We start from the raw sequence: 11,689 nt of genomic DNA on the forward strand, positions 1-11,689 counted from the left end.
GGGCAAGCCGGACAACGTCATCGGTTCGGTCCTGGGGCGGGGCGGCGCCGGGTCGGGTTGAGGGGATCGCGCGGCACCGGGCGCCGCGACGCGAGGGGTTCTCAGTCGGTGATGAAGCCGACGCGGCCGCGGTAGCCGCGCCCGAGGGGGGCGGTGCCGACGGTGCCGTAGACGCGGTTGATCTGTCCGAGCAGGATCGCCTGGCCGTCGGTGGCGTCGACGAAGGCGTCGTCGGGGCGCGTCACCTGGCGGGGCTCCATCGCCTTGGCGATGTAGGGGGTGACCATGATCATCAGCTCGGTCTCCTGCCGCTGGTAGTCGCGCGAGCGGAACAGGGCGCCGAGGATCGGCAGGTTGACGAGGCCGGGCAGGCCGGTGATCGCCGCCTTGCTCTTCTGCTGGATCAGGCCCGCGGTCATCATCGTGGCGCCCGAGGCGAGCTCGACCGTCGTCTCCGACTTGCGCACCGTCAGGCCGGGGACGGCCGAGGTCGTGTTGCCGCTGACGAACGAGTAGGAGTTCTGCGGGTCGATCTCGCTCACCGACGTGCCGACGCGCACGGAGATGCGGTTCTCGGCCATCACCACCGGGGTGAAGTTGAGGGTGACGCCGTAGGGCTTGAAGGTGATGCCGACCACGCAGGTCGGCTGGGTGCCTGCAACGAGGCTCGGCGTGCAGCTCTGGCTCGACGGCACCGGCAGCTCGCCGCCGGCGGTGAAGTTCGCCGACTCGCCCGAGATCGCGGTGAGCGTCGGCTCGGCGAGCACCCGCGAGACGCCGGCCTGCTCGAAGGCGCGGAGCGTCGCCGTGATGCTGGCTCCGCCCGTCCCGTTGAGGGTGCCGGAGATGAGGTTCCCACTCGGGAACTGGCCGCCCGAGAGGGCGAGCGGCGTCACGTTGGCGAGGTTCAGGCCCGACCAGCTGCCGCTGACGTTGATCCCGAACTGCTTGAGCACGGTGCGCGCGACCTCGACCACGGTGACGCGCAGCATCACCTGATCCTTGTTGCGGATCGTGAGGTTGTTGATCACGGCGCCGCGCGTGGCGGCGCCGCCCGCAGCGGCACCCGCGCCGCCTCCCCCGGAGACGCCGACGAAGGCGTTGGCGATGTCGATCGCCTGCTGCGCCTCCGACGACGAGCCGACCGACCCCGACAGCAGGATCGAATCGCCGGTGACGCGCACGTCGAAGCGGCCGCTGGGAATGCTCTGCCCGAGGAGCTGACGCAGCGCCCCGAGCTTGAGGTCGCGCGCCACCGTGACGTCGAGCGCCGCGATCTGGCGGCCCTCGGCGTCGAGGATGAAGATCGAGGTCGCACCGTCGGCCATGCCGATGACGAAGACCTTGCGGGTCGAGCGCACCACGGCGTTGGCGACCGCGGGGTTGGCGACGAACACCTCCTTGGCGTCGCGCGGCAGGTCGACGATCACGGAGCGGCCCGCGGTCAGCTCGATCTTGCGGGTCGTTGTCGCCTCGGCCTGCCCCACGGACAGCACCGGGGCGGGGCCGAGCACCGCCCGCTCCTGCGCCGAGGCCGGCGCGGTCCCTACCGCGGCCACCAGGGCGAGCAGGGCGGCGAGCGAGCGGGCGCGTGGGTGGGCGAGGGCGCCCGCGGGAGGGCCGGCGGCCATGGATCCGGACTCCGTCATCGGCTGCACCTCATCGTGCGGTTCGGGCATCTTGGGGCTCACCGCGTCTGCTGCCGGCTGACGCCGAAGCGCATCACCGTCAGGGCCGCCTCCTGGGGAGCGGCCTCGGCCTCCGGCGGACGGCCGGAATCGGCGAGGCTGCGCAGGGCGAGCGAGAGGGAGCCGACCTTCTGGGCCAGCGTGATCTTCTCGGCCTGGCCGGGGGTCAGGGCGAGGGTGGCGGTCTCGCCAGTGACGACGTTGGTGCCGTTCTTCTCCTGGATCAGCTGGCCGACGGCGAGGACGCGCACGTCGGTCAGGATGGTCTGGGAGACCTGGACGTCGCTGCCGGTCGACTTCGAGTTTTCCTCGTCCCGGAAGGTGCGGATCACGTCGACGCGGTCGTTGGGCAGGATGAAGCCGCCGGCCGAGTTGGTGCCGCGGCTGTCGGTGACGATCGCCACGGCGCGCATCCCGGCGGGCAGGATCGCGGCCATGAAGCCGCTGTCGGGGCGCACGAGCTTCTGCGGACGGATCGGCTCGCCGGACAGGAAGGCCGAGCGGGTCGTCGCGCCGGCCGTCTCCTCCAGCGCCTTCGGCACGTCCTTGCGAGTGATGTAGCCCGGGGTCAGCGCGTCGTCGGGCCATTTCTGCCAGCGCAGGTCGGCCGGCTGCAGCACCTGCCCCATCGGCAGCTCGGCGGCCGCGACGAGGACGTCGGTGGTCGGCGCCGCGGGCGCCTCGACCTTGACGACCGTCGGCGGGGGCGGCGGGTCGCCGCCGCTCATCAGGAGAGCCGCTCCACCGCCCGCGACGAGGGCGATGGCGAGGACGGCAAGACGCGCTGGTTTCATCGTCGGGCCAAAGCAGGGGACGGCAGGAGTGCCATCCGTTTCCCGACGGTAGGGGCGAAGTCCTCAAATTAGGGTTAAGGAGCGATGACCGCCCGGTTTTTGCCGATGTCCTGTTGCGGACGGCCCCGGAATCAACCGCCGAGGGCGCGCGTCCAGACCAGCGTCTCGGGCAGGATCATCAGGGCGGAGGCCGCCAGCGCGATACCGTAGGGGATGCCGGTCTTGGCGTCGTGCAGGTGCAGCGCGAAGGGCAGGCGGGCGACGGTCCGAGGCAGGGGATGGCTGCGCGCGAGCAGGATCGCCAGGGTCAGCGCCCCGCCGAAGATCGAGGCGACCAGAAGGTAGTCGAGGAGCTGGTCGAACCCGATCCACAGCGCGGTCGCCGCCGCGAGCTTGGCGTCGCCGCCGCCGATCTTGCCAAGCGCGAACAGGGTAAAGGTGACGGCGAGCACGAGCGCGCCGGCCGCGAGGTGCATCCCGATCTCGGGCAGGCTGAACAGGCCGGTGGCGGCCACCGCGCAGAAGCCGGCGATCAACGCCAGCGAAATGCGGTTCGGGATCAGCATCGTGAGGAGGTCGCTCGCCGCGGCGTAGGCCATGAAGAACGGGAAGACGACGAGGAGTCCGAAGCCCGCCAGACCGGTGCTTGCCATCACGCTCGCCATGACCGTTGCCATCATCCTTGCCGCCGCGGTCGACCCGACCGTCGAGGTGGCGTTCGAGGCCCAGTGTCGGGCGAGGGCATGAAGAAAGCGCAAATCACGGCTGGGAGAGCCGGGGCGTCGCGCAAGACGCCGGCCTCGCGGCCGACGACGCGAAGCCGATCCCGCCACCGCGGGATCGGCTTTGGCCCGCGAGGGGGCAGGGCGTGCGCGACCGCGACCGGACGCACCCCGACGTGTCGTTGCGCGGCCGCGACGAGCGGGCGGCCCGGCGTCCTCGCCGCCCGATCCCCCGGCCGCCTTCCATGAGGCGCCGGGGATCGGGCGGATGCCGCCGACTGCGCCGTTTCCAGCGGTTGCGACGCCGACTTACTGGACGAGGTTGGCGGCGACGCCGTTGAAGGTCGTGGTCAGCTTGCTGCCCAGGAGCTTGAGGGAGCCGATGATGACCACGGCGACGAGGGCGGCGATCATGCCGTATTCGATGGCGGTGGCGCCGGACTCGTCGGAAGCGAACTTCTTGAACATGGTCTTCATGGTTGTGATCCTTGGTCGAAACACTTGCGAGGTGAACCGTCGAAGATCTGCTGTTTCGATCGGCGGCAGACGAAGAATGGCCGCCTCGCCTTGCCATTCGGTTAAATCGGTCCGCGAAAGCGGTCATCGAGGCCAAGACCTTCGGCATGGTGAAGAAAGCGTAAGATTTGGCGAGAACCGTGCCGGCCGCTTTAGCGCTTCTTTCACCAAATCCGTGTTGTCTCTTGTGACGAGCGGGTCGCCAGCTCCGTAGCACCGCACCTGCCTGCGGCGGCGACGCCTCGGCCCCGCACCCCAGCGTATGGATGAGTTCGAACAGCCGATGCGCCCGACCCCGCCCCGCCTCTCCCGACATGCTTTCAAGGCCAAGCGCCTGCCGAGCGCGGCCCTTGCCGTCGCGTTGCTCGTCACAGCAGCCCCGGCGCTGAGCGCCGAGACGCTGCCGGTCGTCACGGTGGTGGTCGACAACGCCAAGGTCATGCGCCTGCCGGAGCGGACGCAGACGGTGATCGTCGGCAACCCGATCATCGCCGACGTGACGCTGCAGAAGAACGGCGTGCTGGTGCTGACCGGCAAGAGCTTCGGCGCGACCAACCTGATCGCCCTCGACGCGGCCGGCGCGATGCTGGCCGAGACGACGATCCGGGTCGAGGCCTCCCAAACATCGGTGATCACCGTCCAGCGCGGCGCCGAGGAGCGGAACTCGTATTCCTGCACCCCGTACTGCCAGCCCTCGGTGCAGCTCGGCGACTCGACCAAGTATTTCGGCGAGGTCAGCGGCCAGGCCGAGAGCCGCCGCAGCCTCGCCACCGCCGGGTCGACGCCGGCCGGGCACTGACGCTTCGGGCTGCCCGGAGCGTCCGCTAACCGCCGCCGCGACCGGGCAGCACCGCCTCCAGCGCCGCCAGCACCTGCGACAGGTCGGCCTCGTCGACCCAGACGTGCGGGCTGATCCGAAGGCGGCCGAGCCGGGCGCTGACGAAGACGTTCCGATGTCGCAGTTGCGCGACGAGATCCTCCGCGTCGACGCCCGGCACAGTGAGGCCCAGGATGTGCGGGCAGCGCAACGCGCGCGGCGGAACCGCGAGGCCCAGGGCCTCCACACCGTCGGCGAGGCGGTCGGTCGAGGCCCGGAGCCGGCCCGCGATCGCCGGCACACCCCAGCCCGCGACCAGTTCCAGCCCCGTGGCCGCCATCGGCAGGCCGACCGGATCGTGGCATTCGCCCCGGTCGTAGCGGCGCGCGCCCACGGCCGGCGGGCGGTTGCCGGCGTTCTCCGCGAGCGGCGCCCCGTCCTGGCGGTGAGGCGCCGCATAGAGGAAGGCGAGGCTGTAGGGGCCGAGCACCCACTTGTAGGTCGGGAAGGCCAGGAAGTCGGGCTTCCACCGCGCCACGTCGATGGGCACGGCGCCGACCGCCTGGGTCGCATCCACCATCAGGGCGGCGCCGGCCGCGCGGACGGCCGGGGCGAGGCGGTCGAGGTCGATGACCGTGCCGTCGGCCCAGTGCAGCGGCGTCAGGGTCGCGACCGCGAGCGGCGGCGCACCGGGGCGGACGACCGCTTCGAGGAGCGCCACGGTCCAGTCGCCGTCGGCCGGGCGCGGCACCGCCTCGACGACCATGCCGGACTCGGCGGCGACGCGGTCGAAGGCGTAGCAGAGGGACGGGAACTCCTCGGCCACCCGCAGGATGCGGCCGCCCGGGACCGGTACGATCCCCCGCGCCGCGATGGCGATCGCGTCGGCCACCGATCCGACGACGGCGACGTCGTCGGCCGACGCGCCGATCAGGCCGGCGGCCGCGCGGCGCGCCCGCTCGGTCCAGGGCGGCACCTCGGAGCGCGGATGGGCCCAGGGCAGGCTCTTGACCCGCATGCCGGCCTCGCCCGCCGCCCGCACGCTGCGCGGAAGCGGCGACCAGGCCGCGGCGTCGAGGTAGGCGACCTCCGCCGGCATCTCGAACAGGTGCCGCTGGTAGGCGAGAATGGGAGGAGCGGAGGTGATCGTCGAAAACCTCCCCTCAGGCGGCCCGGCGCCGCTCGGGATAGAGGCCGAGCAGCCCCTCGGTGTCGGCCCGCGCGATGCCGCGCTCGGTGATCAGGCCGGTGACGAGACGGCCGGGGGTGACGTCGAAGGCCGGGTTGGCGACGGGGCTGCCCGGCGAGACCACCTCGACCGTGGCGAAGCCGCCGTCGGCCAGCCGGCCGGTGAGGTGGGTGACCTCGCGCGCGTCGCGCTCCTCGATCGGGATCTCGGCGACGCCGTCTCGCAGGGTCCAGTCGATCGTCGAGAACGGCAGCGCCACGTAGAACGGGATGCCGTTGTCGTGGGCGGCGAGGGCCTTCAGGTAGGTGCCGATCTTGTTGCAGACGTCGCCGGACGCGGTGGTGCGGTCCGAGCCGACGATGCAGAGGTCGACCTGGCCGTGCTGCATCAGGTGGCCGCCGGCGTTGTCGGCGACGACGGTGTGCGGCACCCCGTGGCCGTTGAGCTCGAAGGCGGTGAGCGCGGCACCCTGGTTGCGCGGCCGGGTCTCGTCGACGATCACGTGGACCGGCAGGCCGGCCTCGTGCGCGACGTAGATCGGCGCCAGCGCCGTGCCCCAGTCGACGGTGGCGAGCCATCCGGCGTTGCAATGGGTCAGGACGTTGACGGTCCGGCCGGTCCGCTGCGCGATCTCGGCGATCAGGCCGACGCCGTGGTTGCCGATGGCGCGGCAGCTGGCCACGTCCTCCTCGGCGATGCGGCCGGCCTCGGCGAAGGCGCGGGCGAACCGCTCCGGCGCCTGCACCTGGCGCAGGTTGCCGGCGACGCGGTCGAGGGCCCAGCGCAGGTTGATCGCGGTCGGGCGGGTGGCGGCGAGCGCCGCCACGGCGTGGTCGAGGCCGGCGTTCGAGGCGTCCTCGCGCATGGCGAAGGCGAGGCCGTAGGCCGCGGTCACGCCGATCAGCGGCGCGCCGCGCACCACCATGGTGCGGATCGCGCGTGCGGCGTCGTCGAGGCTCGCCAGCCGCTGCAGCTCGAAGGCGAAGGGCAGGCGGGTCTGGTCGATGACCTGGACGCTGACGCCGTCCGGGTCGGGAAAGATGGTCCTGTAGGGGCGTCCGTCGATCTGCATGGCCCCGGTTTGCCATATCGAATCGCGTTTTGCACCCTCGCGGACGTCCCGCGCGGGATCGCGACGGCGGGGACGGGTCGCGCCCGATCGCCGCGCGTTCCGAGAACGTGCCGCCTCTCGGCGAAGGCCGGCAGGGAGGCGTCAGGACTTTTTCAACCTTAAATGCGCGTTAACGGAAGGGGCCTAGCCTCGGGGTCAGAGTCTCCTTTCGCGTCCGGTCCCGCATGCGCTCGCTTCGCCGCCCCGCGTCGCCCTACGACACCTTCGTCGACACGCTGCGCCCGTTCCTGGCGCGGCGGCTGACGGAACTCGGCGGGCTGGTCCTGTTCACCGGTGCGATCGGGCTGACCGTCGCGCTGGCGACGTGGTCGATCGACGACCCGAGCCTGAACCACGCCACCGACCACCTCGCCCACAACGTCCTCGGCCAGCCCGGCGCCGTGGTCTCGGATCTCGCGATGCAGATCCTCGGCCTCGGAGCGCTCGCCTTCGTGCTGCCGCCGGCCCTGTGGGGCATCCGCCTGATGCGCGAGCGCGACCTGCCGAACGGCGGGATGCGGATCGCGCTCTGGATCATCGGCTTCTGCGCCGCGAGCGCGGTGGCCAGCGCCCTGCCGCCGACCGCCCGCTGGCCGCTGCCGACCGGGCTCGGGGGCGTCGCCGGCGACGCTCTGATGTCGGCCGCGCGCACCATCGTCGGCGCGATCTCGCAGGCCGGCGCGGCGCTGGTCGGCTTCGTCTACGCCGGCGTCGCGATCCTCAGCCTCACGGCCGCCTGCCGCGTCGGCCCCGCCCTCGAGGAGGCGGACGAGGACCTGCCGCCCGTCGCGGCGCAGGCCAACCGCCCGCGCCGGACCCATCCGGATGCGAGCCAGGACCGCCGACAGGACCGCGGGTACGACGAGCGCGACGAATCCGACGAGCCGGGGCTCGGCATCGTCGGCTTCGGCACCGTCCTCCAGGCGGCGATGCGCGGCCGGGCGGCCTTGGCCGAGCGCTGGGAGATGTGGCGGGCGCAGCGCTTGGGCGTCGGCGGCCTGAGCTTCGCCGGCGCCTCGCCGGCGCTCGCCGCCCGGCGCGCCTTCTCCGACGAGGACCTACCCTGGGCGAGCCAACTGCCGAACGGCGGCCGCGCGGCCGAGCCGCGCCGCGAGCCGGTCTTCGAGCCGCGCGGGGAGCAAGCTTCACCTGAATCCGCGCCGCATGACACGACCCTTGGCACGCCGCAGGCCCGGCGTCCGATCCCCGTCGTCCACGACGACGAGGAGTTCGAGGGCGAGGATGCGCCCGCCGCCGTCCCGGCGGAGGTCGCGGCCTCCCGCGTCTCCGCGCCGGTCGCGCCGGTGGCGCAAGCCCGTCGCCCGGCGCCGATGAGCGACCCGAACGATTACCGCCATCCGGCGCTCGATCTCCTGGCCGAGCCGCGCGGCCCCTCGCAGGCGAGCCTGGTCTCGGCCGACGCGCTGGAGCAGAACGCGACCCTTCTGGAGGCGACGCTGGGCGATTTCGGCGTACGCGGCGACATCCTCGCGGTGCGCCCCGGCCCGGTCGTGACTCTCTACGAATTGGAGCCGGCCCCCGGCACCAAGTCCTCCCGGGTGATTTCGCTCGCCGACGACATCGCCCGCTCGATGTCGGCGGTCTCGGCCCGCGTCGCCGTGGTTCCCGGCCGCAACGCCATCGGCATCGAGCTGCCGAACGCGCGGCGCGAGACGGTTTACCTGCGCGAGCTCTTGGCCTCGGTCGACTTCGTCGAGACCAAGCACAAGCTCGCGCTTTGCCTCGGCAAGAACATCGGCGGCGAGCCGATCATCGCCGACCTCGCCCGCATGCCGCACCTGCTGGTGGCCGGCACCACCGGCTCGGGCAAGTCGGTGGCGATCAACACTATGATCCTCTCGCTGCTCTACCGGATGAAGCCGGAAGAGTGCCGCCTGATCATGGTCGACCCGAAGATGCTGGAGCTGTCCGTCTACGACGGCATCCCGCACCTGCTCTCCCCCGTCGTCACCGACCCCAAGAAGGCGGTCATCGCCCTCAAGTGGGCCGTGCGCGAGATGGAGGAGCGCTACAAGAAGATGTCCAAGGTCGGCGTGCGCAACATCGACGGGTTCAACGCCCGGCTCGACGAGGCGCGCCAGCGTGGCGAGGTCCTGACCCGCACCGTCCAGACCGGGTTCGACCGGCAGACCGGCGAGGCCGTCTACGAGAACGAGGAGATGGACCTCTCCCCGTTGCCCTACATCGTGATCGTGGTCGACGAGATGGCCGACCTGATGATGGTGGCCGGCAAGGACATCGAGGGCGCGATCCAGCGCCTGGCGCAGATGGCGCGGGCGGCCGGCATCCACCTGATCATGGCGACGCAGCGTCCGTCGGTGGACGTGATCACCGGCACGATCAAGGCGAACTTCCCGACGCGGATCAGCTTCCAGGTGACGAGCAAGATCGACTCGCGCACGATCCTCGGCGAGATGGGCGCCGAGCAGCTCTTGGGCCAGGGCGACATGCTGTTCATGGCCGGCGGCGGCCGCACGACGCGCGTGCACGGGCCGTTCTGCTCGGACTCGGAGGTCGAGAGCGTGGTCGCCCACCTCAAGCGCCAGGGTCGGCCCGCCTACCTCGAGGCGGTCACCGCCGACGACGGGTCGGAGGACGCTCCCAAGGGCTCGGCCCCGGCCGCAGGCCGCGGCGGCGACGCGCTGGAAGTGGACGGCGCGGTGTTCGACCAGGGCTCGTTCGGCGAGGCCGGCGGCGACCTCTACGACCAGGCCGTCCAGGTCGTGCTGCGCGACAAGAAGGCGTCCACAAGCTACATCCAGCGCCGCCTGCAGATCGGCTACAACCGCGCCGCCTCGATCATGGAGCGCATGGAGCAGGAGGGCATCGTCGGCGGTGCCAACCATGCCGGCAAGCGCGAGATCCTGGTCGAAGCCGAGGGCTGAGGCGCCCAGCGCGCGCCCCGATCCCCAGCGATCGGATCGCCGGGGAGCGGACGTCGCCCCGCGCCGACGCTGTCCACAGGCGTGTGCGACCGATCGCGGCGGACTTGTGCGGGACCAGGAACCGCACCGGCTGAGGCCGGTTCCCCCGATCCGGACGGCGATCTGCCTCCGGCATCGGCAACCGTGCCGCAAAATTCATCGCAGACGCGGGTTCTCATGCTTTCCTACGCGGACAACCGCGGGTTTTCGCTCGCCACCGACCTGTCCACCCTGCACCCGGCGCCAATCCGGATGCCGCGGGACGACGCCGACCATCCGCTGGCGGCGCAGTTCCGGGACTTCATCCGGGCGCAGCCCTTCCCTTGCGTCGGCGCCAAGTCGGCCCTGTCGCGGGGGCGGATGAAGATCGTGGTCGCCCGGGACATCACCTCCGGCTGGGACGACACGCGCATCTATCCGGCGCTGCTGGCGTTCATCGCCCGCTACCGTGCCCAGCCCGACCTGTTCCAGAGCTTCGCCATCGTGTTCGAGGGGCCCGGCGACCTCTCAGAGCAGGCCTTCGAGGAGAACCTGTGGGCGCGGGCGCAATCGCTCTCGGACAAGGACGGCTTCCTCGGCCAGGCCTACGACCGGCGCGTCTCCGCCGACCCGGAGGACGCGCACTTCTCGCTCAGCTTCGGCGGCGAGGCGTTCTTCATCGTCGGCCTTCATCCGGGCGCGAGCCGGCCGGCCCGGCGCTTCAGTTCGCCGGTCCTGGTCTTCAACCTCCACGACCAGTTCGAGCGGCTCCGCGCGGAAGGCCGCTACGAGAAGCTGCGCGAGAACATCCTGGCGCGCGACGCGGCCTTCGCCGGCTCGCTCAACCCGATGCTGTCCCGGCACGGCGAGGTCTCGGAGGCGCGCCAGTACAGCGGGCGTGCGGTCGATTCCGACTGGGCCTGCCCGTTCAGCGGGCGCACGAAGGGCGGCGGCGATGTCTGAGGCGCATTCAGCCTGCGGGCACCACACCATCGCGCCGCGCTCGGGCACGGCCTTCACCCTCGACAAGGGCCAGTTCCTAGTGGTCACCGACCCGCAGGGCGAGCAGGTCGCGGACTTGCTGGCGTTCAACCGCGGCGACCTCGACGAGGTGATCTCGTCGGGCCGGACGCTGGATTACGCCAGCCGGATCTACCTGACGACGGGCGACCCGCTCTACTCGAACCGCTCGAACGTGATGCTGCGCATCGTCGAGGACACGGTCGGCCGGCACGACTTCCTCCTGACGCCGTGCTCGGCCGACACCTTCCGCATCATCTACGGCGACGCCGAGCCGCATCGCGGATGCTTCGGCAACCTCGCGGCCGCCCTCGAACCCTTCGGCATCGGGCCGGACCGCATCCCGGTGGCTTTCAACGTCTTCATGAACGTCACCGTCGACGGGCACACGGGCGCGCTGAAGGTCGAGCCGCCCCTGAGCCGCGCCGGCGACCGGATCGTGTTCGAGGCGATGCAGGACCTCGTGATCGGGCTCACCGCCTGCTCGGCGCTGCAATCGAACAACTTCGCCTTCAAGCCGATCCACTACGCGGTCGAGGCGTCCTGGCCACTGAGGGCCTGAGCGCCGCGTCGGCGGGAACCTTGCGGCCACCACACGCGTCGCCCTCCTGCGGCCAAGCTCGGCCGCAGGAGGGCGTTGCCATGACCATCTCGATCTCGCACCTGCAGCCGGTCATCGCGATCCTGGCCGGGATCCTGATCCTGATCGCGCCGCGGCTTCTCAACTACATCGTCGCGATCTACCTCATCGCCGTCGGGGTGATTGGCCTCGGCCTGTTCCGCGGTCTATCCTGATCCCTGCGGAGCCGGTCGCGGCTGACAACCGGCGCGGAGCGTCACGCGGCGGGAGACCTTGGGCGGCGGCGTTCATCTTGCGTTGCAACACCGGATGGTCCAACCCGAACCGA

Annotated in this window: 11 protein-coding genes; 5 read left to right on the plus strand and 6 right to left on the minus strand. The window is 71.4% G+C overall.

Annotated features, from left to right (window positions below):
- Window positions 1–101: 101 nt before the first annotated feature.
- The 4 genes from FV226_RS19785 to FV226_RS19800 form a co-directional block, all read right to left on the minus strand.
- The gene (locus FV226_RS19785) at window positions 102–1,631 is read right to left on the minus strand and encodes a type II and III secretion system protein family protein (RefSeq protein WP_147764234.1); all 1,530 of its coding nucleotides are present in this window, start codon (window positions 1,629–1,631) and stop codon (window positions 102–104) included.
- A gap of 56 nt (window positions 1,632–1,687) precedes the next feature.
- Window positions 1,688–2,482, minus strand: coding sequence for a Flp pilus assembly protein CpaB (cpaB, locus tag FV226_RS19790; protein WP_147753453.1), 795 nt, complete (start codon window positions 2,480–2,482; stop codon window positions 1,688–1,690).
- Window positions 2,483–2,613: 131 nt separating this feature from the next.
- Entirely contained in the window at window positions 2,614–3,135 is a 522-nt protein-coding gene (locus tag FV226_RS19795) for a prepilin peptidase (protein WP_238272270.1), read from the minus strand.
- Window positions 3,136–3,513: 378 nt separating this feature from the next.
- A complete protein-coding gene (locus tag FV226_RS19800) occupies window positions 3,514–3,681 on the minus strand; it encodes a Flp family type IVb pilin (protein WP_147764236.1) in 168 nt (55 codons plus the stop codon).
- Between the two features lie 322 nt (window positions 3,682–4,003).
- Here FV226_RS19800 and FV226_RS19805 point away from each other — a divergent pair, with 322 nt between their 5' ends.
- Window positions 4,004–4,519, plus strand: a complete 516-nt coding sequence (locus tag FV226_RS19805; RefSeq protein ID WP_147764237.1) for a pilus assembly protein N-terminal domain-containing protein — start codon at window positions 4,004–4,006, stop codon at window positions 4,517–4,519.
- Between the two features lie 25 nt (window positions 4,520–4,544).
- Here FV226_RS19805 and FV226_RS19810 read toward each other — a convergent pair whose 3' ends face one another.
- Together FV226_RS19810 and mtnA are read right to left on the minus strand one after the other, a co-directional pair.
- Window positions 4,545–5,636 carry an aminotransferase class V-fold PLP-dependent enzyme gene (locus tag FV226_RS19810; RefSeq protein WP_147764238.1) on the minus strand — a complete coding sequence of 364 codons (1,092 nt, stop codon included), beginning with the start codon at window positions 5,634–5,636 and terminating at the stop codon, window positions 4,545–4,547.
- A gap of 64 nt (window positions 5,637–5,700) precedes the next feature.
- Window positions 5,701–6,798, minus strand: coding sequence for an S-methyl-5-thioribose-1-phosphate isomerase (gene mtnA / locus FV226_RS19815; RefSeq protein ID WP_147764239.1), 1,098 nt, complete (start codon window positions 6,796–6,798; stop codon window positions 5,701–5,703).
- Window positions 6,799–7,022: 224 nt separating this feature from the next.
- Here mtnA and FV226_RS19820 point away from each other — a divergent pair, with 224 nt between their 5' ends.
- The 4 genes from FV226_RS19820 (at window position 7,023) to FV226_RS19835 (ending at window position 11,576) form a co-directional block, all read left to right on the plus strand.
- Window positions 7,023–9,743: a DNA translocase FtsK gene (locus FV226_RS19820; protein WP_147764240.1), complete on the plus strand. Its 2,721-nt coding sequence runs from the start codon at window positions 7,023–7,025 to the stop codon at window positions 9,741–9,743.
- 285 nt (window positions 9,744–10,028) lie between these two features.
- On the plus strand, window positions 10,029–10,724 hold the full coding sequence (gene gntA / locus FV226_RS19825; protein ID WP_147753454.1) for a guanitoxin biosynthesis heme-dependent pre-guanitoxin N-hydroxylase GntA: 696 nt from the start codon (window positions 10,029–10,031) through the stop codon (window positions 10,722–10,724).
- Window positions 10,717–11,343 carry an urea carboxylase-associated family protein gene (locus tag FV226_RS19830; protein WP_147753446.1) on the plus strand — a complete coding sequence of 209 codons (627 nt, stop codon included), beginning with the start codon at window positions 10,717–10,719 and terminating at the stop codon, window positions 11,341–11,343. Before gntA ends, FV226_RS19830 begins: the two co-directional genes overlap by 8 nt.
- Before the next feature lie 80 nt (window positions 11,344–11,423).
- Window positions 11,424–11,576 (plus strand): DUF3096 domain-containing protein, encoded by a 153-nt coding sequence (locus FV226_RS19835; RefSeq protein ID WP_147753445.1) that lies wholly within the window; start codon window positions 11,424–11,426, stop codon window positions 11,574–11,576.
- Window positions 11,577–11,689 lie beyond the last annotated feature (113 nt).

The sequence above is a fragment of the Methylobacterium sp. WL12 genome, assembly GCF_008039475.1.
GTDB classification, from domain to species: Bacteria; Pseudomonadota; Alphaproteobacteria; order Rhizobiales; family Beijerinckiaceae; genus Methylobacterium; species Methylobacterium cerastii.